30 protein-coding genes and 3 tRNA genes are annotated in these 26473 nt (G+C 55.1%); 14 read left to right on the top strand and 19 right to left on the bottom strand.

Annotated features, from left to right (window positions below; all coding sequences use genetic code 11):
* Nucleotides 1–42 precede the first annotated feature (42 nt).
* Entirely contained in the window at nucleotides 43–591 is a 549-nt protein-coding gene (locus IGNI_RS06810; RefSeq protein ID WP_012123461.1) for a hypothetical protein, read from the top strand.
* Here the strand turns inward: IGNI_RS06810 and IGNI_RS07690 are convergent.
* From IGNI_RS07690 to IGNI_RS06825, 3 genes are all read right to left on the bottom strand, one after another.
* A complete protein-coding gene (locus IGNI_RS07690) occupies nucleotides 588–872 on the bottom strand; it encodes a hypothetical protein (protein WP_012123462.1) in 285 nt (94 codons plus the stop codon). The genes IGNI_RS06810 and IGNI_RS07690 overlap by 4 nt on opposite strands.
* Nucleotides 873–959: 87 nt before the next feature.
* Nucleotides 960–1238, bottom strand: a complete 279-nt coding sequence (locus IGNI_RS06820) for a hypothetical protein (protein ID WP_012123463.1) — start codon at nucleotides 1236–1238, stop codon at nucleotides 960–962.
* Between the two features lie 59 nt (nucleotides 1239–1297).
* Nucleotides 1298–3082, bottom strand: coding sequence for a carbon starvation CstA family protein (locus tag IGNI_RS06825; RefSeq protein WP_012123464.1), 1785 nt, complete (start codon nucleotides 3080–3082; stop codon nucleotides 1298–1300).
* 130 nt (nucleotides 3083–3212) lie between these two features.
* Here IGNI_RS06825 and IGNI_RS06830 point away from each other — a divergent pair, with 130 nt between their 5' ends.
* The 4 genes from IGNI_RS06830 to IGNI_RS07840 all read left to right on the top strand — a co-directional run bounded on the left by IGNI_RS06830 (nucleotide 3213) and on the right by IGNI_RS07840 (nucleotide 5241).
* Nucleotides 3213–3473 carry a DUF7990 family protein gene (locus IGNI_RS06830; protein ID WP_012123465.1) on the top strand — a complete coding sequence of 87 codons (261 nt, stop codon included), beginning with the start codon at nucleotides 3213–3215 and terminating at the stop codon, nucleotides 3471–3473.
* Between the two features lie 11 nt (nucleotides 3474–3484).
* Nucleotides 3485–4405, top strand: coding sequence for an ArsA family ATPase (locus IGNI_RS06835; RefSeq protein WP_148202288.1), 921 nt, complete (start codon nucleotides 3485–3487; stop codon nucleotides 4403–4405).
* On the top strand, nucleotides 4393–4989 hold the full coding sequence (locus tag IGNI_RS06840) for a hypothetical protein (RefSeq protein WP_012123467.1): 597 nt from the start codon (nucleotides 4393–4395) through the stop codon (nucleotides 4987–4989). The genes IGNI_RS06835 and IGNI_RS06840 overlap by 13 nt, the downstream gene beginning before the upstream one ends.
* Nucleotides 4990–5079: 90 nt before the next feature.
* Nucleotides 5080–5241: a hypothetical protein gene (locus IGNI_RS07840; RefSeq protein ID WP_187145964.1), complete on the top strand. Its 162-nt coding sequence runs from the start codon at nucleotides 5080–5082 to the stop codon at nucleotides 5239–5241.
* A 944-nt stretch (nucleotides 5242–6185) separates the two neighbouring features.
* Here the strand turns inward: IGNI_RS07840 and IGNI_RS06845 are convergent.
* Nucleotides 6186–6262, bottom strand: a tRNA-Val gene (locus IGNI_RS06845).
* 16 nt (nucleotides 6263–6278) lie between these two features.
* Nucleotides 6279–6350, bottom strand: a tRNA-Phe gene (locus IGNI_RS06850).
* Nucleotides 6351–6501: 151 nt separating this feature from the next.
* Here IGNI_RS06850 and IGNI_RS06855 point away from each other — a divergent pair.
* Entirely contained in the window at nucleotides 6502–6948 is a 447-nt protein-coding gene (locus IGNI_RS06855; RefSeq protein WP_420805657.1) for an SAM-dependent methyltransferase, read from the top strand.
* Here IGNI_RS06855 and IGNI_RS06860 read toward each other — a convergent pair.
* Complete coding sequence (locus tag IGNI_RS06860) at nucleotides 6917–7456, bottom strand: methyltransferase family protein (protein WP_052570379.1); 540 nt, start codon at nucleotides 7454–7456, stop codon at nucleotides 6917–6919. The two genes, IGNI_RS06855 and IGNI_RS06860, sit on opposite strands and share 32 nt — an antisense overlap.
* A gap of 25 nt (nucleotides 7457–7481) precedes the next feature.
* Between IGNI_RS06860 and IGNI_RS06865 the strand changes: the two genes are divergently transcribed.
* Both IGNI_RS06865 and IGNI_RS06870 read left to right on the top strand, forming a co-directional pair.
* Entirely contained in the window at nucleotides 7482–8246 is a 765-nt protein-coding gene (locus IGNI_RS06865) for an indole-3-glycerol phosphate synthase TrpC (RefSeq protein ID WP_012123469.1), read from the top strand.
* 38 nt (nucleotides 8247–8284) lie between these two features.
* Nucleotides 8285–9340 carry an oligopeptide/dipeptide ABC transporter ATP-binding protein gene (locus IGNI_RS06870; protein ID WP_012123470.1) on the top strand — a complete coding sequence of 352 codons (1056 nt, stop codon included), beginning with the start codon at nucleotides 8285–8287 and terminating at the stop codon, nucleotides 9338–9340.
* A 1-nt stretch (nucleotide 9341) separates the two neighbouring features.
* Here IGNI_RS06870 and IGNI_RS06875 read toward each other — a convergent pair whose 3' ends face one another.
* A complete protein-coding gene (locus tag IGNI_RS06875; RefSeq protein WP_187145965.1) occupies nucleotides 9342–10523 on the bottom strand; it encodes an RsmB/NOP family class I SAM-dependent RNA methyltransferase in 1182 nt (393 codons plus the stop codon).
* Between the two features lie 191 nt (nucleotides 10524–10714).
* On the opposite strand from IGNI_RS06875, the gene IGNI_RS06880 reads away from it, so the two are divergent.
* Nucleotides 10715–11209: a hypothetical protein gene (locus IGNI_RS06880; protein WP_012123472.1), complete on the top strand. Its 495-nt coding sequence runs from the start codon at nucleotides 10715–10717 to the stop codon at nucleotides 11207–11209.
* On the opposite strand, the gene IGNI_RS06885 is transcribed toward IGNI_RS06880, so the two are convergent.
* The gene (locus IGNI_RS06885) at nucleotides 11193–12227 is read right to left on the bottom strand and encodes a pyridoxal phosphate-dependent aminotransferase (RefSeq protein WP_052570383.1); all 1035 of its coding nucleotides are present in this window, start codon (nucleotides 12225–12227) and stop codon (nucleotides 11193–11195) included. The two genes, IGNI_RS06880 and IGNI_RS06885, sit on opposite strands and share 17 nt — an antisense overlap.
* A 100-nt stretch (nucleotides 12228–12327) precedes the next feature.
* On the opposite strand from IGNI_RS06885, the gene ribC reads away from it, so the two are divergent.
* Nucleotides 12328–12789 (top strand): riboflavin synthase, encoded by a 462-nt coding sequence (gene ribC, locus IGNI_RS06890; RefSeq protein ID WP_052570385.1) that lies wholly within the window; start codon nucleotides 12328–12330, stop codon nucleotides 12787–12789.
* On the opposite strand, the gene IGNI_RS06895 is transcribed toward ribC, so the two are convergent.
* Complete coding sequence (locus IGNI_RS06895; RefSeq protein WP_012123475.1) at nucleotides 12697–13815, bottom strand: SPOUT family RNA methylase; 1119 nt, start codon at nucleotides 13813–13815, stop codon at nucleotides 12697–12699. The genes ribC and IGNI_RS06895 overlap by 93 nt on opposite strands.
* Before the next feature lie 11 nt (nucleotides 13816–13826).
* Here IGNI_RS06895 and IGNI_RS06900 point away from each other — a divergent pair, with 11 nt between their 5' ends.
* Genes IGNI_RS06900 through IGNI_RS06910 form a run of 3 tightly spaced genes read left to right on the top strand, consistent with a single transcriptional unit; the run spans nucleotide 13827 to nucleotide 17351 of the window.
* Complete coding sequence (locus IGNI_RS06900; RefSeq protein ID WP_187145966.1) at nucleotides 13827–15053, top strand: ABC transporter permease; 1227 nt, start codon at nucleotides 13827–13829, stop codon at nucleotides 15051–15053.
* A gap of 6 nt (nucleotides 15054–15059) precedes the next feature.
* Nucleotides 15060–16382 carry an ABC transporter permease gene (locus IGNI_RS06905; protein WP_012123477.1) on the top strand — a complete coding sequence of 441 codons (1323 nt, stop codon included), beginning with the start codon at nucleotides 15060–15062 and terminating at the stop codon, nucleotides 16380–16382.
* A gap of 3 nt (nucleotides 16383–16385) precedes the next feature.
* Entirely contained in the window at nucleotides 16386–17351 is a 966-nt protein-coding gene (locus tag IGNI_RS06910; RefSeq protein WP_012123478.1) for an ABC transporter ATP-binding protein, read from the top strand.
* A gap of 140 nt (nucleotides 17352–17491) precedes the next feature.
* On the opposite strand, the gene IGNI_RS06915 is transcribed toward IGNI_RS06910, so the two are convergent.
* The 9 genes from IGNI_RS06915 to IGNI_RS06955 form a co-directional block, all read right to left on the bottom strand.
* Nucleotides 17492–17584, bottom strand: a tRNA-Val gene (locus IGNI_RS06915).
* Between the two features lie 85 nt (nucleotides 17585–17669).
* A complete protein-coding gene (locus tag IGNI_RS06920) occupies nucleotides 17670–18272 on the bottom strand; it encodes an ABC transporter ATP-binding protein (protein WP_012123479.1) in 603 nt (200 codons plus the stop codon).
* Nucleotides 18269–19009, bottom strand: a complete 741-nt coding sequence (locus tag IGNI_RS06925) for a molybdate ABC transporter permease subunit (protein WP_012123480.1) — start codon at nucleotides 19007–19009, stop codon at nucleotides 18269–18271. The genes IGNI_RS06920 and IGNI_RS06925 overlap by 4 nt, the downstream gene beginning before the upstream one ends.
* 4 nt (nucleotides 19010–19013) lie before the next feature.
* Nucleotides 19014–19793 carry a molybdate ABC transporter substrate-binding protein gene (gene modA / locus IGNI_RS06930; protein WP_012123481.1) on the bottom strand — a complete coding sequence of 260 codons (780 nt, stop codon included), beginning with the start codon at nucleotides 19791–19793 and terminating at the stop codon, nucleotides 19014–19016.
* Nucleotides 19794–19805: 12 nt separating this feature from the next.
* Nucleotides 19806–20276: a Tfx family DNA-binding protein gene (locus tag IGNI_RS06935; RefSeq protein ID WP_148202290.1), complete on the bottom strand. Its 471-nt coding sequence runs from the start codon at nucleotides 20274–20276 to the stop codon at nucleotides 19806–19808.
* Nucleotides 20243–20926, bottom strand: coding sequence for a thermonuclease family protein (locus IGNI_RS06940; RefSeq protein ID WP_012123483.1), 684 nt, complete (start codon nucleotides 20924–20926; stop codon nucleotides 20243–20245). Before IGNI_RS06940 ends, IGNI_RS06935 begins: the two co-directional genes overlap by 34 nt.
* Nucleotides 20927–20942: 16 nt before the next feature.
* Nucleotides 20943–22034: a peptide chain release factor aRF-1 gene (gene prf1, locus IGNI_RS06945; protein ID WP_012123484.1), complete on the bottom strand. Its 1092-nt coding sequence runs from the start codon at nucleotides 22032–22034 to the stop codon at nucleotides 20943–20945.
* 46 nt (nucleotides 22035–22080) lie between these two features.
* On the bottom strand, nucleotides 22081–22647 hold the full coding sequence (locus tag IGNI_RS06950) for a GMP synthase subunit A (RefSeq protein WP_012123485.1): 567 nt from the start codon (nucleotides 22645–22647) through the stop codon (nucleotides 22081–22083).
* Nucleotides 22648–22705: 58 nt separating this feature from the next.
* Nucleotides 22706–23461: a 50S ribosomal protein L2 gene (locus IGNI_RS06955; protein WP_012123486.1), complete on the bottom strand. Its 756-nt coding sequence runs from the start codon at nucleotides 23459–23461 to the stop codon at nucleotides 22706–22708.
* A gap of 71 nt (nucleotides 23462–23532) precedes the next feature.
* Between IGNI_RS06955 and IGNI_RS06960 the strand changes: the two genes are divergently transcribed.
* Nucleotides 23533–23721: a hypothetical protein gene (locus IGNI_RS06960; protein WP_052570394.1), complete on the top strand. Its 189-nt coding sequence runs from the start codon at nucleotides 23533–23535 to the stop codon at nucleotides 23719–23721.
* Nucleotides 23722–23782: 61 nt separating this feature from the next.
* Here the strand turns inward: IGNI_RS06960 and IGNI_RS06965 are convergent, their stop codons facing one another.
* Nucleotides 23783–26467 carry a DEAD/DEAH box helicase gene (locus tag IGNI_RS06965; protein ID WP_012123487.1) on the bottom strand — a complete coding sequence of 895 codons (2685 nt, stop codon included), beginning with the start codon at nucleotides 26465–26467 and terminating at the stop codon, nucleotides 23783–23785.
* Between the last annotated feature and the right edge of the window lie 6 nt (nucleotides 26468–26473).

The following is a 26473-nucleotide window of genomic DNA, read 5'->3' on the forward strand; positions in this document are numbered from 1 at the left end:
CTCTTTAGCTCGCCCTCGGAGTAGGGCCTAGGGTAAGGAATTATGGAGGACAAGGTTCTGGAGTGGATAGCGTACTTCTACCAGACCTACTTCAGAGAAATAACGTTCAGCGCCCTCCCCAGAGAGCTGAGGAGTATCCTGGGCGACGCCGCTTACGGAGTAATAACCAAGATCGTTATGGGGACGTCCAGCAAAGCGATACCGAAGATGGCCAAGAGCTTGGGTTTCCTAAAGGAAGGCGAAAAGGCCGACACTCTAGACATGATCAAGGAACTCAACGAGAAGTGCCACATTCAGCTCTACCAGGAGACCAGCAAGTACGGCACCATAGGGGACATAGGCCTCATCCCCATGGAGTATGACAAAGAAAAGGGAATTCTAAAATTCATATTGAACAAATGTCCGGTAGACGAGGTAGCCGCGGCCCCGTACGTCGGCATAGTCGCCGGCATCTCCGCCGGGCTAGGCCTCAAGGTTAGGCCCATCAGAGAGCCTTCTCAAAAGAAGTTCGTGAAGGAGGGGTTCGTCGTCTATCCCGTCTTAGATAAGGAAAACAACAAGTGTTACATAGTACTCGAGAAGGTAGGTTAGCCAGCTATTTTTAGTACCTCTTGAGACAGCGTTATCAGTTTCTCATCGAACTCCCTTATCCAGCCCAATATCACGCTTATCGCTATTAGCCATATAATACCCTCCACTATCACTATCGAAAAAAGCGCGTACTCGTTGTTCCTGAAGAACAAGACTAGGGCCAGTATAGGCATCGTCATGTATATGAGTAGGAGGGCGTTAAGTAACGAAAAAGAGATGCTTGAGTTGAGCACGAAGGAGGAAAGCGCGGAGACATTGGCGGCAGTCGTGTTGCTCAGCAAACGTGTTCCCGGAGGATTGTGTTAAGAGCATAACATTAAGAGGATCAGATGTGGCTGTTATAAAAAGGTTTTAGCATCATTTAAAAATTATATTTTCCTCGCTATCTGTAGCATCACTAGCGTAACAAAGTAGGTAATCGCAGCGTAGATTATTGAGGCCACTAGTATACCGACTCCGATATTTGTAGTGCCCGCCAGTATGAACGGTAGTGATGAAAATATGCCTAGTAGCACGTAATGTAAAGCTTGGTATTTCGCAAAGACGTCGTCTGTCAAGTACTGGTTCGCCTCCATATTGGCCTCGGCAGCGAAGGCGGCGGGCGCCAGAGCCATGAGAGCCAACAAGACGGGCACGACCTTCCTCATTCCCAGTCCCTCCGGCTCCCCTCCTACTCTCCATGCTTAAAAAGATTTCTCTATTTTGGTTACACAGAGGTCTTGACTTCCACGACTTGTTTGGCGCCCTCTTTCCTCATCATGTTTAGGAACTCCTTTAGCAAGTAGAAGTTGAATATTAGTTCTATTATTGTTATAGCTTCTACTGCTGCGAGCGTCACGCTGCCCTTAGCCGCTATGGTGGCCGGCGCTATGTAGGCCACGTACAGTATTAGCGCTAGGGTAACGGTGATCCATAAGAAGGCTGCCGGGGCGAGCACGGTGAGCTGGTAGCGCTTAGGAGCCTTTAAGTCCTTTATGACCCACGCGGCTACTGTCATCATAGCTATGGAAGCCAACATCTGGTTAACTCCGCTGAACGCCGGCCAGAGCACTAGGTAAGCGCCGCTCAGGGCCAAGCTGAACCCTAGGACCGCGGCCACCAGCGAGCTCACCCAAGCGTTCGAAAGGACCTTCTTCCCTACCTTCAGTTCCTCTACTAGCTCGCTCCAAGTGAACCTCGCGAGCCTCACGGTGGTGTCGAGGGTCGTCAGCGCGAAGGAGGTTATCCAGAGGCCGGCGAAGAGCGAGAGCGTCGTTACCGGTAGGTGAAGCGCGGTACCTACGGCCGCCCCGAAGCTCTTGGAGAATATCCCGGCCGGCCCTCCGAACGCCTTCATTATCGCCGGGTAGTTCTTGCCGAACTCCACGGGGTCGGCCAAGGCCTTTTGTATCACGTCCGGGGAGAGGCTCAGCTTAAGCCCGTACGCTTGCGGGTTGAGGAGCATCAAGGGCAACATGGCGGCGATGGAGGCCACTACCAGAGTGGAGAGCAAGCCCTCCGCGAACATAGAGCCGTAGCCCACCAGCAAGCCGCTGAGCTCGTTGTCCAACTGCTTGGAAGTGGTCCCGCTGGCCACCAAGCTGTGGAAGCCGCTGAGGGCGCCACAAGCTATGACTAGGGGCACCAACGGCCAGAACGGCGAGTTTACGCCGAGCACCGGGGCGTCGAAGCTGGTGTAGGCAGGTACCTTGAGCTCGCCGAACAACGCTATCAAGCCTACAACTCCCAACGCCAAGCCGAAGTAGAGTAACAAGGAGTTCATGAAGTCTCTAGGTTGCAGCAAAACCCACACGGGCAGGCTGGCCGCTATTATGGTGTACACCAACAGCACCGCTACCCAGTCGTTGTAGCTCAGCTTTATTGGGAAGTTCTCCGCTATTAGGATGCTAATGAGTATTAGGACTACTGCAACCGCTGCGGACTGGACGGGCTTAAGGGACTTCTGATACATTAAGTATCCCAACAAGACGGCCAGCGCTATTTGCGTCATAGAGGCCGTGGCAACCATGGGTATTTTGACGAACAAGTGTCCTATTACGGCGCCGAACGCCGCTATCACTAACAGCAGCGCGAAGTAAATGAATACCGAGAACGCTCTGCTCATGCTCTTACTTATCAGCCTCCCGGAGATCCACTGGATGCTCCTACCGTCGTAGCGCACGCTGGCCATGAGCGACAAGTAGTCGTGAACCGCGCCCACGAACACGTTGCCGAACCATATCCACAGTATCGGCATTAGCCAGCCCCATCCCATGGCCATTGCCGGGCCTACTATCGGGCCGGCGCCAGCTATGGAGGCGAAGTGGTGGCCCATTAGGACGTACTTGTTGGTCGGGACGTAGTCCACGTTATCTAAGAACTTTCTAGCCGGCACCTCCCTCTCGGGGCTCGCCTTCACCACCTTCCTCTCGAGGATTCTCCTACCGTAGAGCTGGTAGGTAACCGCGTATATAATCAAAGCTATTACGACCAGCAGGGTCGTCGTTATCATACTGGCCCACCTCTGTTGGGAAAGGCAGTCAAGGAATTTATTACCTCTACCATGAAAGGTAGAACGTTCGGTTAATAACTTCCTATAAAGCTCGGCGCCGCGCGAGGTCACTTCGGGACGCGGTGATAGCTTGAGGTTACTGAAGTTCATCGCAGAGACGATAAACGACCTACTCAAGCTCAAAGCTACCGAGTACATAGAGGCGGAGCTTGAAGAGCTGGAGCACATATTCGCCTTAATAGCCTTGGGCTTCCTGGTAGGGTACCCCGTAGTGCCACCTTCGCTGAGTCTGAAGTTAATGCCTTACATGGAGAAGGAGTTACTAATAATGATTGATAGGGCTGAGAGGCTTGATGACCAACTGGGTATAGTGGGATTCGACATTGAGTAGGGGTGATAAGCGTGGTAAAGAAGGTGTTCCACTTTATGGGCAAGGGGGGCGTCGGGAAGACTACCTCCGCGGCGACCCAAGCGTCACTCTTAAGCGAGAGGGGGAAGACCTTGATAGTTTCCTTAGACCCGGCCCACAACTTGGGCGACGTGTTGGGCGCGAAGGTGGGGGAAGAGCCCGAAGAGGTGGCCCCCAACCTGTACGCCGCGGAGCCGAACGTAGACAGAATAATTTCATCGTTCGTGAAGAGGGTCGTCGAGGAATTGCAAGACCACTACAAGTACCTAAAGGTATACAACCTAGATAATGTCTTGAGGGTGTTGGAGTACACCCCAGGCGTCGAGGAGCAAGCCCTATTAGAAGCGCTCGCTAAGTTCATGAACTTAGAGGTCTTCGACTACTTAGTAATAGACCACGCGCCCACGGGCCTCTCGGTCAGAGTGCTCTTATTGCCGGAAATAATGGAAGGGTGGTTAGAGAGGCTAATAGAGCTCCGGAAGCAGATAATCAAGAGGAGAAAGATCTTAGGTGACGACGAAGAAGATCAAGTACTAAACATACTGTTGGAGGAGTTGGAGAAGAATAAGAAATTGAAAGAGCTCTTGAAGGACCCAGAGAGAAGTTCGGTCATAGTGGTCCTAAACCCCGAGGAGATGCCATTCTTGGAGGCGAAGAGGATAAAGGACACCTTGGCCGATTTCGGAATACCCCTCTGCGGCGTGGTGGTCAACAAAATAGTGTCCGAGCGTCACGAGGACAGCATAGTGAGGTCTATTATGGAGGAACAGAAGAGGTGGCTATCAAGGATTAACGAGGAGTTCAAAGATTATAAAATAATAAGGGTACCGTACTTGGTACCCCCGCCCAAGGGGCTGGAGACCTTGAAGAAGGTAGGACGCGAGGTGTGGGGAGGCGCGCTTTGCTGTTCATGATGCTGCTCGTCTTCGCGTTGGCCGGAGCCACCACGTACCAGTTCTTCAGAGGACGGAAGCAGAACTTAATCTTAATGAGAGAATACGTGCGAGAGCTGGAGAGGGCTCTAAAGCCCGTCGACAAGAACTACGTCCTGTTGGGCTTGTATAGCGGCTTCAGGGCGGAGTTTTTGTTAAACTTGCCGGAGGTATACAAGGCTGAGGCCTCTATAGCCTTAATGCCGAGGGAGAGCCTACTCTACTACCCGATATCCCTACTTACGTTGAAACACGACAGGTTTTACTTAGTCCTCAGACTCAATAAGAAAGTCCGCGACGAGCTCCACGCGGTGGACCCCAAGGCCCTCAAGTACAACGCCCCCGAGTTGGAAAAGAAACTGAAACACCGGATATCCGTAAACGGGAAGTCGTATTTGGTCAACGACCCCCGAGCGGGGGAGGCGTTTTCGGAACTGCTGATGCCGGAGGTCCTCCACGTCTCGTTGGTTCCCGAAACCAACGTCCTCTACCTATTCGCCAAGCCGCGCCCGGGCCTCGTAGAGAGGATAGCCTCCAAGGCCCTCAAAACCGTTAAGGCCCTCTAAGGGAGGTCCGGGCTTAGGTGGTGGAGGGTCGTAGAGGTCTGCCACTCTGGCTGCAAGGGCGTCTGCGAGGAAGGCGAATGTGAAATAAAAGTGGGTGTTGGAGAAGAGGTAGACGCTAGGAAGATGGCGTCGCTCATAATAGAGATCTTGGCCTCAGAGGAAGTAAAAGTGGTGAACGAGCCCCGGGGGAGGCTGTTGAAGGCTCTGTTGGAAGTCGCTAGGTGGATGGGGATTAAGGTGTCAGAAGCCTGAGGCCGGGGTTCCCAGTGGGCCTCACGGCGTTTCGAGCGTTCTTTATTGCTGTCTAAGCCTTCCTTTGTCGTCGCTCACACAGCCTCCCGGGCGGCGCCTCCTAGCCAACGGGTACTTTTCGAAGGAATGTTTCAACAACCTTGTTGGTTAGGTTGAGTAGCGTAACATATATTCGGATTTTGACTCTCCGCGAAGACCTTTTTAGAAGTCGTGGACGTCGTTAGCCAGTCCTTTATACCCTATGACCCGTTTCTGGGAGGACTTCACTCCTCGCTCCCCGTGGCCTTGCTAAACGGGTTACCCTTCTTTAATATCTACATCTTAGTATTACAAATCACCAAACTTTTGTATTTACTCATTTCCTTTTTCATCTTTGCCCACATGGGAACACTCTATGTTCGAAAGCGCACCATTACTATTCACTCTCTCAGACCCCTTATATCCTTTTATGGGAACGCTGAAGATCATGGAGGGAAAGGCAGAGGAAATTTTTCTTGAATAAAGGGAAAAGCTTGGGGAATTGTAAGTTTGGGGTAGAACGCAATTCTTTTAAGGGAAAGACCTTGGAGCTTTATATGGAAGGTCTCGGTGGAGTCTCAAAAGAGGATAGAAAGCTTATCCCGTTTTGTCCTTGCGTTGATTATTTTGTGTCTTATAGTGGAGTCTCAATGGAGTCTCAAGAGAGGATAGAAAGAAGAAGGAAGAAACAAGCCCCCGCAGAGCCACGAACCTCAAGGGGTTGCCCGCTTGTTGGGAGAGCCTCTGAAGAGCGGAGAGGCCTGCCGGATGATCTTAGAGTGCAGCGGACTCGAAAGGCGGATGACCTCAAGATTTCCTTACGACGAGCGTACGCCCCTGCGAGCTTCAGTTTTCGGGCGAGTTAGATAGAGAATAAGGAGTGCCTCAACTCCCCGGTCTTAAGGAATTGTGTACTTTTAGGGGGGTGGTGGGGCCGCGGGGATTTGAACCCCGGACTACCGCCGTGTCAGGGCGGCGTCCTTCCGGGCTAGACGACGGCCCCGAAGACCGGGTCGATGTGCCGCCGCGGGGATTCGAACCCCGGACGACCCGGTCTTCAGCCGGGCGCTCTCCCGCTGAGCTACGGCGGCTCCTCCGTGGGGAGGACCCATCGTCCGTTAATAAGTTTTTTGCCCGGAACTAAAAATTCCTTAACTAACCGCCCCTCCTAGGGGAACCTTGATCTACTGGAGCGTCCCCTTCCCGGAGCTGAACTTCTCGGTCCCTTACGTCCCCACTCCGATGCACGTAGCTCGGAAGATGCTCGAACTCGCGGGGGTGGGCCCGGACGACGTGGTTTACGACCTGGGAAGCGGGGACGGCAGGATACCGATCTTAGCGGTGGAAGAGTTCGGAGCCAAGAAGGCTGTAGGCGTTGAAATAAGGAACGACTTGGTCCAGATAGCTAGGGAGGAGGTCTCCAAGAGGGGGCTCGAGGGGAGGGTAGAAATAGTTCGCGGCGACGTCTTAGAAGTGCCGGTCCACGAGGCCACCGTAGTAACCATGTTCTTGCTCCCGGACTTGATGGAAATGCTCCGAAGGAAGTTAGAGAGGGAGCTCAAGCCCGGGGCGAGGGTAGTGAGCCACGAGTACCCCATGGCCAAGTGGAGGCCCAAGAAGGTCGTCAGAATCGAGGACGAACACATGTTCCACACCCTCATACTTTACGTCGCCGGCGAGAGCTTCTGAGCTCCCTAACTGCCTCCTTAAGGCACTTGGGGTTGAGGCTAATCGCCGGGACCGACGAGGCGTAGTCGCAGTACTCCGGACAAAAGGTCTTATGCACTAAGGGTTCTTCGACCCTCAAGATAAAGGCCAACCCCAGGGCGGCCGCCCAGCCGGAGAGCAGCAAGCCACACGGAGAGTTCGCTATCAACGCGACCGAGAGCGGAATTAGGCTCATCGAGAACTGGTTGGGGTGTCTCATACATGAGAATATGCCGTCCTTGACCAAGACGTCTGGAGGGGTGAGGAAGGGCCTCTCGCCGCTGTGTCCTCTGGCCCTCAGCGCCCTGCCCGCGGCCGCAGAGACGAGCAACGAGGTCAGCAGCAAGGGAATTCCAATAACCTCGCCCCCGACCAGCTTGAGGGTGCAGTAGACGTCCAAGAGCTTCCCGAACAAGGGGAAGGCGAAGAAGAGTAGGGCCCAGAAGGCCCCCTTCCACGCGAACTCCTTCCTCCCCTTATCTTCCCCCAAAGCGCCAGCACCTCTGGGGCCGCGCTTGCTAGAGAAGATAATTGATATCACAGTTAAGAGAGTGGAAGAGGAGCGCAAGCGGTTGGCTCTGCCCAAGAGGTTCAAGCCCGTGAGGGACTTCCGAGGGAGCTTGGAGAGGGGCGCTTTTGCTGTCATAGCGGAGTTCAAGCCCTCCTCCCCCAGCGGGGTCAAGGCGAGGTGGGGGCTGTTGGAATATTTGGAGAGGGTCAAGGCGGCTGACGCCCTCTCAGTGCTCACCGAGCCCCGCTTCTTCAAGGGCTCCTACTACAACTTGGCGAGGGCCGCGACGTTAACGGACAAGCCCATATTGTTTAAAGACTTCGTGGTCGACCCCTTCCAGATCGAGGCCGCCTACGCCTTCGGAGCGGACGCGGTGTTGTTGATGATTGACGTCTTAGGAGAGGACGACCTAAAGTACATGGCTCTCAAAGCGAAGTCGCTGGGCCTCCAGACGTTGGTAGAGGTCAGCAAGCCCGAGGACGCGAGCGTTTCCGAAGAGGCGTGGGTTGATGTGTTGGGCGTGAACTCGAGAGACTTTAAGACGTTAAAAACCGACATAAAGAGGATATTTAAAGCTACAAGGTACATAGCAGAGAGGGCCTTCCCCCTAGCCGAGTCCGGGGTTAAGGGGTCGAGGGACGCTTACGAGTTGGCCCTCAGGGGCTACCGGGGAGCGTTGGTGGGGACGAGCTTGATGGAGAGTCCCGACCCGCTGGGCTCCTTGCTGTCTATAAAGAGGGCCGGCAGCGCGGGGCTGGGCAGGATTTAGGGGCCCTCCCGAAGGGCGGGCCCAGAGGTAAACGTTCGTTGCCGTTCGACCCGCTCCCCCCAGACACTGTCATGAAGACGGTAAACCTAAAGAAGTACTACCAAGTCGGAGGCCTCTTCGCCCCGAAGAGGGTCGTGAAGGCCGTGGACGGGGTCGACCTAAGCCTGAAGGACGAAGTCTACTGCATCGTAGGCGAGAGCGGGTGCGGGAAGAGCACCTTCGCCAGAGTTGTGGTCGGGCTGGAGGAGCCCACGGAAGGTGACGTCTTAATTAGAGTAAGGGACGAGACGGCGTCTATCTTAAAGATGATGGGAGAAAAGGTAAAGGGAAACACGGTTTCATACAAGCACTTGAGCCCCAAGGGGAAGAGGGTAGTAAAGAGAGAGATCCAGATGGTGTGGCAAGACCCCTACTCCAGCGTGGACCCCCGGATGAAAGTGTGGGAAGCCGTCGCCGAGCCCCTAATAATTCACAAGCTGGTAAAGGACAAGAAGGAAGCGAGGGAGAGGGCGATAGAGATCTTGAAAAAGGTAAAGCTCCCGGAGGACGTAGCGGACCGCTACCCTCACCAGCTCTCGGGGGGCCAGAGGCAGAGGGTCGTGATAGCGAGGGCTCTGAGCGTCAACCCAAAGGTAATAGTGGCCGACGAGCCGGTCTCGATGCTAGACGTATCCATAAGGGCCGAAATAATAAACTTGATGAGGCAACTCCACGAGAGCGAGGGGACTAGCATGATAGTTATAACGCACGACTTGTCGACCACTCCTCACTTGTGCGACCGCATAGGAATAATGTACTTGGGGAGGGTGGTAGAGGAGGGACCCACGCGCGAGGTTATAGAGGACCCCCTACACCCGTACACCAAGGCATTGCTGGCAGCAGTGCTCGAGCCCGACCCGGAGAACAGGGAGAGGGAGCTGGTCGTTCCAATAAAGGGAGAGGTCAGCAGGCCCCCGGAGAGGGGCTGTAGGTTCTGGCCCCGTTGCGTCGCCTTAGATATGCACAAGGAGTTGGAGGGGCTGTGCAAGTACGAGGAGCCGGGATACTTCGTAAAGGGCGAGAGGAAGGTCGCTTGCTGGCTCCACAAGGGCTGAGCTATCCTACCTCGAAGACTCCTAAGGTGAAGCCTATTGTCTTGTGTAGCTGGGGCAAGAACCACCTCCACCCCCTCCTCCCCCTGGGGGCCCCTACTTCCACTTCCACGGGCTCGGCGACCTCCTCGAAGAGTTCGGAGTGGGCCTCGTTCTCTTCGTACGTTATCGTACAAGTCGTGTAGATGAGCCTCGTCCCCCTCTTGGCCAAGGAGAGCATCCCCTTGATTAGTTCTCTCTGATACTCACTCATCTTGTTCTTGTTAATGAAAGGTAGTAATATCCTAGTCTCGGGGGAGCCTAGGCGACCTATCCCGCTGCAGTCCGGGTCTAGGACCACCGTGTCGAAGGCCTTACGGAAGGCCGGAAGTCGGGCATCAGAAACTACCTTCTCGACGTCGAAGGCAAACCTCCTCGGGTCGAGGTCGTTTGATATTACGATGAACCCTCTGTCCGATAAGTGTAGGGACTTCCCTCCCGGGGCTGCGGTCAAGTCGAGCGCCCTAACGCCCTTGGCCAAGTGAGCAACACTCATAGAGGCCAACTCCATTATTACGACCTTCTTCGGGTGTAGCCCGCTCTTTAGGACTAGCCTCTTAGGCCCCCTTAGGTAAAGGGAGTCGTCGAAGGGGCCCTCCTCGACCTCGTAGAGGCGCTTGAGCTCCGGAACCGCCCCGGGGTCCCTTATCCTAACCCAGAAGCCCTCCGGATGGTCCAACGCGTCTACGAACTCCTTTGGATCCGTAAACTTTTTCAACTCTTCCCAAGCCCACTTCGCCACGCTCCTGTAAACCCTTTCCCTCTCCTCCCCGCCGAGCCCCGCTAGGTAGTCCTCCGGCCCCGCCTTGAGGAGCTCCTCGTACAAGTCCCTCGGAAACCTCTTGAAAGCCCACCAGAGCTTCCCCGGCTTTACCTTCCGGAACAGCGCTTGGTAAGCGATAACGACCTTAAACCAGTAGTCGAAGGAAGCCTTGGGCCTCTCGTAGCTGAGCCCGAGGGCCCTCGAGAGGAGCATCCACCTCCTGGCGACGTCAGATATCATGCCTACGAGAGCGGGCCTCACGGGGTCGGGCAGCTTGTACTTCTTGTAGGCCTTCTCCAAGTAACCCTTCAAGCTGTAGCCCTTGGAGGCCCTCGCGAGGGCCCTAGCAGCGATCACTTCCAACGGTACGGGCCGCTCGGACAACCTTCGGGCGACCGTGTACGGTCCCCAATAAGACATACTCTTATAAGTTGAGTACTCCCTCACTTGTTTAAAAAATTTAGCGTTACGTTAACTAAAGTTAAGAAGCAATCAAAATTCGTAACCGAGCATTCACGCCCCTTACTGTTTTATTTATTTTTCCGCATCTCTTTTTATATAACTGGTGGCAAGACGTGGGTTCCGAGACGTACTCTCTATACGTAGACGAGTCCGGGAGCTTGAGGATAAAGGGGGACGAGGCGGACTACTTGATCTTACCGGCGACCACCGTATCCAAAATAGGCTCTAGGTTGTACAAGATCGTGGGGGAGGCCGCCAACGTACAGCTGGCGGAAATAGGGAGGAGTATAGGCCACAGCTTGGCGGAGCTGATCAAGCGCCAGATGCACGGCGACCGAATAGAAGACATAATAGAATCTATAGACGACTACTTGAGCAAGAGCGGCTTCGGGAAGGCGGAGCTCGTCAAGCACGAAAACCACTTCGACGTAATAATAAACAATCCACCGTCGTTGAGGCATGCTGTAGAAGGGCTGAAGAAGTGTCGTTTCGAGGCTGGTTTGATAAAGGGAATACTGGAGGAGATCACGGGGAAGAAGTGGCACGTCCAAGTGGACGACTCGGTTAACCAGGAGAAGTGCTTAATCCACGTTAAGCCGATGGAGTAATTTGGTTCCCAAACTTTTTCGCCAAGCTCTCAGAAGCCTCGTAGAACAGCTTCATCTCCTCCTCGCTCCCAACGCTTACCCTAAACCAATCCTCTCCGAGAGGTACCTTCCTCACCATTATACCCATCTTCCTAAACTCGTCCACCACCCCTTTGAAAGCCCTCACCAAGACGAAGTTGGTATAGCTCTCGAAGACCTTCCAACCCAACGACTCCAACTTGTCCTTCATCCTCTTCTTCTCTTCGTTTACATAATTTATGTAGTCCCTCGAGTACGACGGGTCGCTGAGCGCCGCTAGGGCCGCCTCAACGGTCACGGAAGGTATGTCGTACGGCAAAACCATCTTCGACACTTCCGTAACGTTCTCCGGACTCGATATTAGGAAACCTATCCTGAAGCCGGCCAAAGCAAATGCCTTGCTTAGAGTTCTAGTCACGAATAAGTTGTCATACTCAGTGACGAATGGCGTCAAGCTGAAGGGGGCGAACTCGGCATAAGCCTCGTCAACCAGGACGGAGGGGAAGGCCCCGCTCAAGCGGTCCAGCTGTTCGGGACTCAACAGCAAGGAGCCGGTAGGGTTGTTGGGAGTGTCTATCACTGCGATGTCGGCTTTAGTCGATAGGAAGTCGTCCAAGTTAAGGACGAACTTATCGCCCTCGATCTGTAAGTTAGAATACAGCAAGGTCGCCCCCGCGGCCCCCAAGAGGGGAGGGTAGGCTTGGAAGCTCGGGTAGGGTAGCCTCGCCGAGCCCTTGAGGGCGCAGCACTCGAAGGTTAAGCGGAGGGCGCTGTCGGAGCCTAAGGTGGGGAGCACCCACTCAGGCCCCGGAACCCCGTAATACCTAGCGGCGACCTCCCTTAGTTTCCACAGCCTCTCCGGGTCCGGGTACAAGTTGCCGGCCTCCGCGGCCTTCAAGGCTGCCTCTATTACGCGCCGGGGAGGGGGGTTGGGGTTCTCGTTTAAGTGCAACCTCGCCCTAATGCTCTTAGGCTTCTGGGGCAAGTGGTAGGTCTTCATCTCCCGTAGCCATTCTCTCTTAAGACATTTCACCGTGTTTCCCACCCGAGGTGGGGTGGGGGTAAAATAAGGGGGCCTTGTAATGGTTCCGGGGAAGTAGTTGGTTTGTATAGGCGTGGTCGACACCACGTTCTCCAGGGTAGACATGGCGAAGTACGCAATTGAGGTGTTAAGGAAGAAGGTTCCGGCCTTGAAGGTGAAGAGGTACACCGTCCCCGGGATAAAGGACGTGGCCGTAGCCGCGAAGAGGCTTTTGGACGAGGGTTGCGACGGAGTAATAACGTTGGGGTGGGTGGGCCCCACCATGACGGACAAGTTCTCTTACCTAGCCTACAGCATCGCCCTCCAAATGCTCCAAATAAACTACGGAAAACACATAATAGATGTAACTGTGCACGAGGACGAGACCGACGACCCGCGGAAGCTGAAGGAAATAGCCGTACAGAGGGCAAAGGAACACGCGGAGAACTTAGCCCTCTTGATCCTTAAGGGGCCCCAAGCCCTCACCGGCCTCGCGGGAACCGGACAGAGGCAAGGCTGGCCCGACGTCGGACCTTTGTGAGGCCAAGAAAGCTATGACGACCGCCTCCAAGGCGGCGGCCACGGCCGTTTCCGTGGAGAGGACCGCCCCCGGGGCCACGTCGACCACGAAGTCCGCAAACTTGTATAAGCCCATGGGTACTCCTTTCCTAGACCCTAGGACTAGGTAGACCCTCCTAGCCTTCCTCAAGGCCCTTCCTAGATCTTCCATTACTTCTTCGAAGCTCTTGCCTTCTGGCTCGAATACCACAACTAAGTCCTTCTTCCCCCTCGAAGCTACTAAATGGTACATGTCAAACACCTTTATTTGCAACCTATTAGCCTTACCCTCGCTCTTCTCCCTCTGCCTCCTCCTGGACTCGGCCCCCTCCCTAACCCCTCTCAAGAACTCCGCCAGCTGGTCGCCGTCGGCCTCCTCAGTGAGGGCGGCGTAGTACGTCCCGACGCCGAAGCTCTGTAGCACCCTCCCGACTCTCTTGGACACCTCCTTGACGCCCTCCAAAGGGCCTAAGTAGGGCTCTTGGACGACTACCACCTTTCTAATGACTTCTGACACGTCTACCTTTCCTTTCTTTTTCTTTAACGCGTAATACTCGGGAGGGACTATAGAAACGAAGGCTCTATCTCCCACTATCTCTACCATAAGCACCGCCTCTGGGTCGGAAAGGTCTACTTCGGCGTCTACCTTGGACAGTACGACGGACCCCAGCTCCGCGTTCACTTGAACCGAAGTGAATGGGTGTTTTCCCCTCCTCACGGTCCTTACGGCAAACCTCTTACCTTTCAGTCTACTGGCCATCTCTTCCGCAACTCTCTTCAGCTCGTTCAGATCGGCCCTAACGCACCTTTCGGCCTTCATTACCCTAATGACTTCCGGTACTTTGGAAACTACTTGAAAGGCCTTCTCGAAGTCCTCACACTCCTCTATTAGAATGAGGCCCTTGAACCCCATAGGGGCCGGGACTACCTTCTTACACGGCACCCTGAGTACGTTAGCTACGTACTTTTCCATGCCAATATCGGTCTTCGCCAGTATGGCGCACGTCAAAGCGATACCCCTTGAGCCGCGCTGCGGAGGGACAACGAAAAATAGTGAACCCCCGAGGAGCGGCGTGGGGCCACACGATATTGTTGGAAAAGCTCCCGCTGATTATATTTATTTTAAGCATGGCCATAACTGTGTTCGCGCCTCAGTACTCCGTACCCCTTTGGTTGCTCCTCTTTGCCTTGGGCCTCAAGTATAACAAGCAGTTGACCTTGAAGGTGGCGAGCCGCCTAGCAGATGCGGCTCTGGTCTTGTTAATAGTCCTAATAATCACTGTGGCTATGTTTGGAGGTCTCATAGCGGAGATCAAGAAGCAGATGATAGAGGACGAGGTAAAGAGGTGGGTGATGAGTCAGCCCCAACTGGTCCAGAAGCTGGGAGAGAAAGTTAAGGATTTCATAAAGGAACAAGTGGAAGAGAGGATCAAGGCCGAGGGCCTCGACAAGCCGTGGTACGCTAACTTGCTCTATTACTTGTCTACCGTAGTAACGTTAGACATGAGGAGCCACGTGCTCCGCTCTAATACCGGCTCCCAGCTGGTTAAAGACATTATAATGGAAAGGCTCCCGAGGACCGTGCTCTTGTTTACGACCGCCACAGTGATCTCAGCCCTCATTGGAATACTGTTAGGGTTGGTGGCGGCCTACAAGAGGGGGAGCGTCGTGGACAAGCTGGTGACTGTGGCCGCTCTAATTTCAGCTAGCTTTCCCATGTGGTGGATCGGCATGATCATGATAGAAGTATTCTCGTACGCGTTGGGGGTTTTCCCCTCCGGAGGCATGACCAGCGTGCCCCCTCCCAGCGACCCGATCGCTTACGTGGCCGACGTGCTCTACCACATGTCACTCCCGCTGTTAACCATAGTGTTGGTAAGTGTGGGCGGGTGGGCTTACGTCACTAGGAGCATCTTGGTGGGGGCTACAAAGGAGGACTTCGTCTTGGCCGCCAAGGCCAGAGGGCTCGCGGAGAGGACGGTCCTCTTAAGGCACGTGTTGAGGCCTTCGATACCCCCAATCCTAACTATGATAGCCTTGAGCTTGGTCGCCTCTTTGAGCGGAGCCATAATCACCGAGATAGTGTTCAACTGGCCCGGCATGGGGCTGCTCTACTGGGAGGCGATAGAGACCCTCGACGTTCCCGTCATACTCGGCTTGACGTACATATTTACGTTAGTTTTCGTAATAGCTATGGTAATATTAGATGTGATGTACATAGTCTTAGATCCTAGGGTGAGGTGGTGAAGGGCTTTGAACGAGTTCTTGAAGGAGCTGTTGTCCCAGAGCTCCGGCCTCTTCGGTACGCTAACCTTTGTCGTGTTGTTGGCGCTGGCCCTCTACTCGTTAACGGCCTTCAGCGGCTACGAGAGGCTCTGGAGGAACACGACGTTTTGGTCCGTTTACCCCTCTGCGGTACCGCCGAGCTGGTTCGGCCAGATGTTCTACCCAGACAAGGTGGTCCCAACCTTCGAAACCGCGCCAACTCACGAAACGCTTAAGGTAATGTACGGCGGGAGGGTCTCTAACGTTACCGAGGAATACGAGCTGAGTTACCGCTACGGAGGCGTTCCCAATGACATAAAGCTCATACTCAAGGTAAGTTACGAGACCCCTCCGGCAGTAGTAGTTAAGGTGGTAAGGCCGGACGGAGAGGAGGTGAAGCTCCTACAAGCGAGCGCCCGCGACCTACCGTCCACCATTTCGTTCAACAACTATGACGAGATAAAGAACAACGTCTACCGTTGGGCCTCTAGGTCGGACGTGCCGGTCACCCAGCTCTTGTTCACGGATAGAGAAGGGAAGGTCCTAAAGGGTAACTACAAGATCATTGTCAACGTGATCGGTTTGGGGAGAGTCAACGTCACGAGCAAGCTGATACTGGACGGCAATGTTTACGGGCTTATGGGGACCGACGTCTTCGGGCGCGACGTTTTTACCTTCACTATGATAGGCCTTCCGTACGGCTTGTTAATAGGAGTGCTGACGAGCTTGATCGCGGCCCTCTGGGGGACCGTTTACGGTTTGGTGAGCGCTTACGTCGGCGGGAAGGTGGACAAGGTCATGCAAAGGCTCTTAGAGACTTGGTATTCAATACCGCCCTTGCCGCTCTTGATACTTCTGGCCATAATATACAAACCCAGCTTGATCGTAATAATATTATTGATCGCCGTATTCTCGTGGATGGGCGTTGCTAAGGTAGTTAGATCAATGGTCCTCAGCATTAAGAACGAAGGCTACGTCCTGGCCGCCAAGGCCGCCGGCGCGGGGCCCTTCTGGATAATGTTCAAACACGTCTTGCCCCAAGTAATGCCCTACACCGCCGCCCAAGTGGCCTTGGGCGTGCCAGGGGCGATCCTCACGGAGGTCTCGCTCGACTTCTTGGGCTTGGGCGACCCCAACGTGCCCACGTGGGGGTGGATGCTCCACGACGCCCAAGTTTACGGGGCCAGCGTGAGCGGCTACTGGTGGTGGATACTACCGCCCGGCTTGATGGTGGCTCTGGTGGCGCTGAGCTTCGCAATGATAGGTCACGCGATGGATGTGATACTAAATCCGAAGCTGAAGGAGGTGTAAACCGTGCTAAAGGTGGAGGACCTCAAGGTGTATTACTACACGCACAGGGGAGTGGTCAAAGCCGTGGACGGCGTCAGTTTCGAGTTGAAGAAGGGGGAGAGTTTGGGAATAGCTGGGGAGAGCGGCTGCGGGAAGAGCACCACGGGCATGGCGATAATGAGGCTCATCGAGAGGCCCGGGAAGGTGGTCGGGGGCAAGGTCCTCTTGGACGGCGTGGACTTGTTGAGCATGGACTACGAGAGCTTCAGAAAGGAGGTGAGGTGGAAGAGGATAAGTATGGTCTTCCAAGGGGCCATGAACAGTTTGACGCCGGTATATACGGTATATCAACACTTCAAGGAGACCTTGAAGGCCCACGGGATGTTTGAGAGCGACGACGTGGCCAGGTCTTTGACGGAAAGGTTGTTGAAAATGGTCTCCCTGCCCCCGGAGGTAGCGGACCGCTATCCCCACCAGCTCTCGGGAGGTCAGAAGCAGAGGGTGGCGATAGCGCTCTCGCTCCTCCTCGACCCGGACTACGTGATAGCCGACGAGCCCACCACAGCGCTAGACGTGGTCGTTCAAGCCCAAATAATAAACTTGATGAAGAAGTTACAAACGAAGAAGGGTCTCAGCATCATTCTGATAAGCCACGACTTGGGCGTCTTGAGCGCGTTGAGCGACAAACTCATGATAATGTATGCCGGGAAGGTAGTCGAGTACGGCAGGGCAGACAAAGTTCTGAAGAACCCCGCCCACCCCTACACCAAACTCTTGTTGGAGTCCACGCCCCGCCTCAGAGGAGGGGAGCTGAAGTGGATCCCCGGTAGCCCGCCGGACTTGGTGAACCCCCCTCCCGGCTGTCGCTTCCACCCGCGCTGTCCCTTGAGGTCGGAAGTCTGCGAGAGGGAGGAACCCAAGGCGGTTGAGGTAGAACACGAACACTGGGCAGCGTGCCACCACCTCGAGCCCTTTGGGGGCCCAAAGTAACAAGGGCGTATATTAAGTTCCGGAAGGTTGTAGCAAACGAGAGTTGAGACACATGATAGTTTTAGTAGAGGTTGAAGTTCCGGAGGGGGAAGCGGAGTTTTGGTTTTCCGATTTGGAAGTTCGGGGCTGTAAATTTCGTGTGGTGGGGCCGCGGGGATTTGAACCCCGGACTACCGCCTCTCCCAGCTCAGGGCTCGTAAGGGCGGCGTCCTTCCGGGCTAGACGACGGCCCCGAAGCCTCCGGGGGGCCTTCCGGATAGTGAATTAAAAGTTTTGCGGCTCAGCCGGTTGATCCCTCGTCATTAGTTTTTCGGCGACCTAAAGCACGTCTTCATCGCCGAGCGTTATTATGCGGTCCGCCACTTCCCTGGGCTCTTGTAAGTGAGTAGCCCATAAGACCGTTGCTCCTACGGACTTGGAGTACCTCGCCACGAGCTCGGCTATCTCCGACCGGCCCTCTTTGTCTACGCCGGCGAGGGGCTCGTCCAGAAGCCACGCCCTCTTACCGCTAAGGAGGACCAGCGCCAAGCTGAGCCTCTTCAGCTGACCCCCGGAGAGCTCCCCGACCCTTTTGTCGAGGAGCTTGTTCAACCCCAACGCCTCGAGGACCTCTTCGTCGTACTTGTTGATCATGCTCAACGCCTCCTCGACCCTCAAGTTAGGCACCGCGAGGCCGGACTGGGGCAAGTAGGCCAAGCCCCTCTTCTCCGGGGGGAGGCCTTTGGTCCCGTTTTGGACCACCTTGCCGTCCACCTCTATATACCCGGAGCAGTTGTTTCCGCCGGCTATACACCTCAACAAGCTGCTCTTCCCGACGCCGTTGGGCCCCACGAGGAGCGTTACCCCCTCCGCACGCAAGCTCAAGTCTTTGAACAACACGACCCTTCCGTACCTTATCGTAACGTCCCTTGCGACGATCAACTCTCCCACCTCTTGGAGAGCGACAGTAAAGCGAAGCCGAGAAAGGAGGCCAACGTTATTAGAGCTATCATCTTTTCTAAGTTTCCTGAACTCATATTGAGGTATATAGCTATTGGAAGCGTTTCCGTCTTAAATCTTATTGAGCCGGCCAAGGTTACTGTCGCTCCGAACTCTGCCAAAGACCTCGTAAAGACCAAGACCGAAGAAGATTTTAGTGTATTTGAAATAGAGGGCAATATAATTTTCTTAAATAAGCAAAAGTTGGTGCAACCTAACGTCCTCGCCATAAGCAAGACGTCTTCGTGTAAGCCCCTCATGGCGGACCTCAACGGCTTTAAGGCGAGCGGGAAGGTGACAGAGGCTTGTGCAATTATTATCCCTGGCACACTGAACACTATGGGGATTACGCTGTCCACCAGCTGACCTATGGGCGTACGGGAGAAGAAGATCAGTAGGAGAGCGCCCACTGCGACCGGAGGCAGGGCGTTGGGGGCGCTTAACAAGGCCTCTACCAAACCGCTCCCCGCGAAGCCGCGCGACAAGGAGTAGGCCGTAGGGAGCGCTAGGCTCAATACTAAAGCGGTGGAAACCAAAGAGGTTGCCAAGCTTAGCCAAACGGCGAACAAGACCTCCCTGTCCCCCATCTCCTCCAAGACCTTAGTTGGAGGCACCACCGCGAAGGGGGACAACATTATCAAAGTCCCCAAGAGGGCCAAAGCTATCGCCACCGCCTTCATCCTCTCACCTCGGCGGCGAGTAGCCGTACTCTCGGCACTTCTCGAGGGCTTCCTTAGATGTGATGAACTTTACAAACAACTTTGCCAAACCCAAGTTTTTAGTACTCTTAAGTACAGCAACTTCTATACACGGCTCGTAGGGGCCGGCGAGGTCGAGCGGCACGGCCTTAAGCTTGCCGGGGTACCAGCGAGCCGCTACGTCCCAGCCCAAGGCAGCCTCCGCCTTTCCTACGAGCAGTGCTGCAATCAGCTTGGAGAAGTTCTCAGTATAGCCAACTACCTTCTTTGAGATTTTCTCCCACAAGCCCTCCTTAGCTAAAGCGTACTTGAAGAACTTGCCCACCGCACAGCCTTCGGGGTCACACATCAGTATTCTGATGCCCCTCTTTATTAAATCATCAAGGCCCGATACGTTAACGTCTTTCGGAACCAAGATTGCTGGCCTCATACAAGCTACGTACGACACCGTCTCTGGGTACACCAAGCCGTACTCCACTGCCTTGTTCATGTAAGGCGGGGTGGCGCTCCCCAGGACGTCCCCCCTCTCGGACACGTAAGCTTGTTGCAACAACCTCCCCGAAGAGCCGTAGACCGCCTCCACCTCCACCCCGTACCTCTTCTCAAACAGCGGGATCAGCTCTTGCCAAACCCTCTTCCCCGCCGCCGGCAGAAAGACGAGCAAGGTCTTCTTTGAGCTATTGTTAATAACGTGAGTGGCCAGCGCTACGACGCTGAGGCCGAAGATAAAGAGGGCTACGGTCATCGTAAGCGCGCGTTTGTTCAAACCAATTCCCGTTTACCTCTCGCTCAGATCTCCCTTATTAACGACAGTTTCGTAAAGTGTCACCAGTTTACCGAACTCCTCCAGAGCCTCGTCCTTTAACACTACTAGATGTCCGTCCTCGAGGACCCCCACTGCGTGAGGCTTGGCCAAAGCCCCGTTAATCACGTCCCCTTCGAATTTCAAGTAAGACATAATGTCATTTATGTTACCCTTGAGCTTTATTGACAACGAGTCGGCTATTTTAATTAATTGCGAGGCGACGTCGTACAGCTTAACGCCCTCGTCGAAGAAGACCACGCGCTTGGCCCCGCTCGCCTTCAATAGCTTGTACGTCACCTCGTACTTCTTTACGTTCTTCATACCTCTCTTTATAAGGGAAGTAACGTTCTGCTTGGAAGTGTTTAACATCTTAGCTATCTCGGTAACGCCGTACCCCTTGCTCCTAAGCATCAACGCGAGGAGCTGTCGAGGGGTGGGCTCCAAGTTCCTCCCGGGTAAACGGTACTGGTGAACGCTTTAGGTATGTAAGCGACCAGGGCTTGTAGAGTCCCCTTCACGTGGACTACTAACGCGTCCCCTTTGTTGCCGAGGAAGTTAGTCACCGTTACCGTCTGCACGCCCGGCCCGACTTCGACCACGACGCTGGACCACCTCTTGTTCATCAATGTGACGGTTACCGTTTTGAAGGACTTGTTCTTTAACACTATCTCCTCCTTATCGGGGCCGGGAGGGTTGTAGGTAAAGGTTACGAGTTCTACCAAGGTCCTCCCTACCTTGAACAGACAGCCCGGCCTCCACTTGGCTAAGGCGTCCGCCAAGTAACCCTTAGCGACCAAGGGGCCCGCGTAGGGGTAGGGGATCGCCAGCCCCTTGGAGAACAGCCAAGAGGCCGCGGAACCTCGGGAGTTCCAAACTAAGACCAAGCGCCGGCCGAAGCGGTCTTCGCCCACGGTTATCGCTTGAGCTCCCCTCTCAAAGAACTCCTTCAAGGCCTCTCTGGCCTCTTCGTAACAAGGCATGCCCCTCTCCGGAGCGTTGACTCCGTAAAGCCTGAACTTCACGCCGTGATAAACGAAAGTGTCTCCATCAATTACGAACACGTGGAAGAGCGTGAAGAGGGTTAGCGGCTCCACGACTGCCCCCGAAAACTCACTTGAACCTCTTTATCCCGGCTATGCCGAACGTCTTCTTGAACCACTCGGCCTCCGGGACGCCCTCTATTACGACCACTTCTGTACCGTACCTCTTCGCGAGCTCCGTTATCTCCTCCAGCCTCGGGTGATCCTCGGATATCAATAAAGTTTTCAACATGCCCATGTTCAACGCCTCCAGGGTCTCGGCCTCGCCGTATACTGCGTAGCCCGTGTCCCTCGCCAAGTGTCGCTTGAACTCCTCCAAGGCCTTAGTTGCCTCGGCGTACTTCTGGCCCTTTATGTCATCCGCCGCCCTTTGGACGAGCTCGTGAAGCCCGTGTTCGTCCACATCCGCTACGTCGTAAAGGCCTATGGTGAGCTGTTTTATTCGGTAGTCCAGCCCCCCGGCCTCTAAGAAGTCTTGCTTCGAGAAGGCGGGACCACCTATGAGGACGCCCTTCAACCTCTTTTGTTCTAGATAAGGCAGCAGCAGCTGAGAGGCCCTCTCACCGGCGTGTTTGTAGAACGCCTCGGCCGCTTGTTCTATCAGTCGGTCGAACCTCCTCTGGGACTGGCCGCCTCGGTGGTGTTTACCGGGTATGAAGCCTGTGGCCTCTCCGAGGACCTCTATCCTGGAGCCCTTGAGTGCCCCCACGATCATCCTTCCCCTCTCCACCAGTATTAAGCCGTAAACTTCGGGTTCCTCGACCATATCCTTGAGGAACTCCGTGTGGAACTTCTTGTCCGTCCTGTAGAAGAAGACCGGAACCTTGTCCGGCGGCGAGAAGGTGAAGCACTCCAGCTTCTCCGTGTTCGGGTTTACGCCGCAGAATATCACTAGCCCGTTAGGAGGAACCTTGTCGAACATCTTTAACCTCTCCATTGCTGCCGTCAGAGCCGCCTTGACCGCTTCCCTGGTCTTCTTCAACTTGACGTTGTCAGCGACGCTGAGCTCTTTCCTCAAGAGCTCCATTACGTCCCCTACCGGCCTGCCGGGCGGTATGTACAAGCTCAAGAGGGTCGTCGCGGGGGCGCTCCACTGCTCCAATTCCTTCAAGAGCCGCTTGAGCTCGGCCCTACTGATCTCCACGCCCTTGGTCTGAGACACTTTCGCGCCCCGCCCTATCGGGGGTAAAAAACTGTATTTATACACGTCACCTCTTGCACAGCTCGACGAAGTTCTGAAAGACCAAGGAACCCTTTTCCGTGTGCTGGACTTCAGGGTGGAACTGGACTCCGTAATAGGGCCCGTTGTAATATTTGAGGGCTTGCACCCGGGTGTTCTCGCTGTGGGCTATTACTTTACTGTTCGGAGGCTCTCGGAGCACTTCTTCGTTGTGGCTCTCCCAAGCCCTAAAGGAGGGGGCCAGCCCCCTCAGTATGTCGTCCTCGTCGTCTACGAATATGGTGACGTCGCCGTACTCCGGCTTAGGGGAGGGCCCCACCTCGCCGCCGTTCAAGAGGGCCAAGACTTGGTGGCCCAAGCAGATGCCCAGCAGCGGCTTCTTCCAACGCAAGTAGGCTTCCAAGCCCTTAACTTTGTCGAAGTCCTTAGGCATGGTTAGGGGACCGCCTCCAAAGACCACGCAGTCGAACTCGCCCTCGTCGGGGGGAGGGAGGTTGTAGGGACGGAGCGCGGCCTCGTGACCTATCCTCTCGATACTCCTCTTTATCAAGTGGTTGTACTGGCCCCCGAAGGCCACCACGAGGACTTTAACCACTCCCTTCCCCGGAGGGCCAAAAAGGAGTGGATTAATGAACGAAATTTTGTGAAGTACGTCACTTGAGGCCGAGCCTCGCCTTCGCTTGCTTGCAGCCCCTTCCAGTGCACCGGGCGGCGATGTGGCCGACCTTCTGTCCCGGCGGGGCGTTCCTCGCGACGGTGGTCGGATAGCCGGGGCTCTGGTGGTTCCCGCCTCCGTGCGGGTGGTTGACCGCGTTCATCGCCACGCCCCTAACTACCGGCCACTTCTTGGCCTTGGCCTTCCACTTGTAATACGCGTTTCCGGCCTTCAGCAGTGGCTTCTCGTCCCTTCCCGCTCCCGCCGCTATGCCTATGGTAGCCCTAGCCTTGGCGTTTACTTGCTTCACCTTGCCGCTCGGGAGTTGTATTATCGCGCTGTTTCCGCTCTTGCCCACGAGGATCGCGTAGGCCCCTCCGCTCCTCGCGAGCTTCCCCCCGTCTCCAGGCCTTATCTCCACGTTGAATATCTGAGTTCCTTCGGGAATTGCATAAAGGGGCAAGATGTTTCCGTTCACAGGGGCCGCGTTGGGGCCTATCTGAACCTTCTGGCCGGTGTACATGCCCTCAGCGGCGGGGATCCAGAAGTCGGCTACGTTGGGAATTACTATATGAGCCAGGGGGACCCAGCGGCCCGGGTCGTGCTTAAGCTCCACTACGTACCCTTCGTATGTTTCGTCAAGCTTGAGCACCTCCGGAGAGGGGTAGCGGCCAGGGGCTACCCTTAGGTGACCCCTGTTCCTCCACTGCGGCGTCCCTCTGCCGTGCCTTTGTACCCTCAGCCTCTTGCCCATTCCTAGCTACCCCTCCGCGGGGCTGCGGGTGGATATAAAGGGATTCGCGAGGAGGACCGCGCGGTCGGAGCTTGGACGTGTGCTCTCAGATAGCCAAAGCTATGATGGAGGTACTCGAAGAACTGGAAAAGGACGTGAAGGACGAGAGGATAAAGCTCTTGAAGGCCTACTTGGACATGTTGAGCTCGTGTGTAAAGGGGGCCGATACGGCCATCTCGTTAGTTGAGATGCTCGGAAAGGGGCGCTTAGAGGTCAACTGAAACGGCTCGGTCCGGGATTCGGTCCTCACCCAGTTCGGGCAAGGATGCGAGTCCTCATCGCCTACCAATACCTCCTCGTCCTCACGTACGTCTTCTCGGCCTCTATGATAGCATCTATTAGATCCTTTAAGCCCGCCCTCACGTCGCTCAAGAGCCTTGCGGCAGTCCTAGAGCCTATCCCCCTCCCCGCTAGGGCAATCAAAGCATCTCTGCCGTAGGTCGAGAGCAGTAAGGCCCTATTCCTAGCTTCTTCGGCCAACTTCTTCAGCTTCTTGTCCGGCTCCTTCCCAGCCGCTATCATCTCCGCGACCTCCTCGAGCTCTTTCTCGTTAAATGTCGGAACCACGGTGGCCGAGCCGCAAGAGCACCTTATATCGACGTTCTTAACCTTTCCCCTCCACTTCCTCCCACACAACAAACAGACCATCGTCACTTCCCTGTTCTCCAACCTAAGCTTGACGGCCTCCTTGACGACCGCCTGGGGGGAGGAGGAGACGTCCTTGGAGTACCAAGCCCCTTCTAGCGCCCACTTGGACTGCTCGCTAAAGCCCCTCCTCACGACGAGCTCGCTCTTCTCGAGAATTTCCTTAGCTCCCTCTATATCTAACTTTTCCACCAATATCTCTTTCATAGCCTCCTTCCCTGGGGGCAAGTCTAAGTAAACCTTCCTTAGCGTCTTTTCTACCTTCTTGAGCTCGTCCAAACTGATACTCTTTCTGTTCAGAAGGCCCATCCTCACCAGCACCTTGCTGAGCCTCCAAGCGTACAGCTTGGACTGCTTCACCGCGTCCCTCACGAGGGCCTCTAGGTCTTGGTACTTGAGCGACTTAAATAGGCGTTCTGCCGTCGCCTCGTCAGCTTGCTTAGGCAAGAAGAGGATTACGTGGTACGGCGTCGTGTTGAAGGAAGCCGACCCGAACTCGTAGCGCGCCAGCTCGGAGAGGGCGTAAGCCAAGGCCAAGTTCGCCTTACTCCCTCCGTGTACGTTGTAAACTATTACGTTCCCCTCGACCTCCGCTACCACAACCTTGTCGTTAGCCACGGGTCCCTTGACGCTTCTCAAGAACTCCCTCAATCTCTCTTTACCTTCCTGATCCGTCGGGTAGTTATCTATGAGGAGGTCGAAAGCCCTCTTCAGGGCGCCTACCTCCCTCGCCACCTTCCTGTCCACCGGTATCAGCTCCCCCTCCCAGCTGGGGGGCGGGCCCTCGCCCTCGGACCTCTCGACGTAAACGTTCTCGTTTTCCATGCCGATGAACTTCCAGACCTTCCCGCCTAGGACGAAGGTGTCGCCCGGCTCCAAGTCCACCACGAACTCTTCGTCGAGGGTCCCCACGACCTCGTTAGTCCCGTATACGATTACCTTATACTGCTTGCTTTCAACTATCATTCCCGTGGTTCTGTAGTAGATTTCCCCCTTCTTCGTGGCGCGGCAGAAGCTCCCGTCGCACGAGACTAACTTGTTCTCTACGAGTAAGTTGAAGACTTCTTCGAAGTCTTGGTAGCTCAGCCCCCAGAACGGGTAGGCCCTCCTTACGAGGTCGAACAATCGCTCCTTGTGGCGCGGCCCTTCCACTAGCGTCCCGACTATCTGGTGGGCCAACACGTCCAAGGGATTTTCGTGGACCCTTATCTCTTCGAGGTTCCCCCTCTCGGCCCTCTTCGCTATTACCAATGCCTCGAAGGCCTCGTACGGCTTAAGCCCCGTAACCACGCTCCCCTTGGGGCTCTCGTAAGGCTTGTGCTCGGCCCTCCCGACCCTCTGCACGAGGTTAGTTACCCTGCGCGGCGAGGCGAACTGCACTACGTGCTTCACGGAACCTATGTCTATTCCGAGCTCCAGGGAGGAGGTGGCCACGATTACTTTGAGCTCGCCCTTACGGGCGCGGCGCTCCACTCCCTCCCTCTCCTTCTTTGAGAGGGAGCCGTGGTGGACCGCGACCTCCTCTCCGAACTCCTCCTTGAGGATCTTGCCCAACACTTCTGCCGTATCCCTTGTGTTTGTAAATACCAAAACTGTCCCGTCAATTTTCTTTATTATTTCTTTAACCTTAGAAACCATATTTTCAAACGAATCCTCTACGTATACCTTTATTTCGGGCTTCTTGACGGTCTCGTCCGCCACATCTATCACGAACCTCCCTCCGCCCAGGAACTTCTTGGCCAAGTTCACGTTCGATATTGTAGCGCTCACGCCTATCCTTTGTACCCGCGCCCTCTCGGAAAGCCTCTCGAGCGCGACCGTTAGCTCGGCCCCCCTCTTCTCCTCTATGAGTTCGTGTAGCTCGTCAACGATTACATACTCTACGTTATTTAGATGCTTGAGCATTTCCTTGTTAGCCAGAATTATGTTTAAGCTCTCTGGAGTAGTGACGAGGACCTCCGGAGGATGTTCTATTATCTTCTTCCTCCTACTATAAGGCGTGTCGCCGTGCCAGACGTCTACGTTCAGCCCGGCTTCTCTGAGCAGTTCCAAGGCCCTTATGCCTATATCTCTGTTCAAGGCCCTCAACGGCGTGATGTAGAGTGCTTTGAGACCCCCGAACGAACCCTTCTGAATTATGCGCGCGGCCACGGGCAAGAGGGCAGCTTCAGTCTTGCCGCTCCCAGTGGGGGCCGTTATCAAGGTGTGGTAACCTTGAAGGATTATGGGTATGGCCTTCTCTTGGATGGGAGTTGGAGAGCGGATCCCCTTCTTCCTTAAAGCTTCTCTGAGCTCCTTCGGTAGGAGGGAGAACGCATTCATTTCCTT

The organism is Ignicoccus hospitalis KIN4/I, from assembly GCF_000017945.1.
GTDB classification, from domain to species: domain Archaea; phylum Thermoproteota; class Thermoprotei_A; order Sulfolobales; family Ignicoccaceae; genus Ignicoccus; species Ignicoccus hospitalis.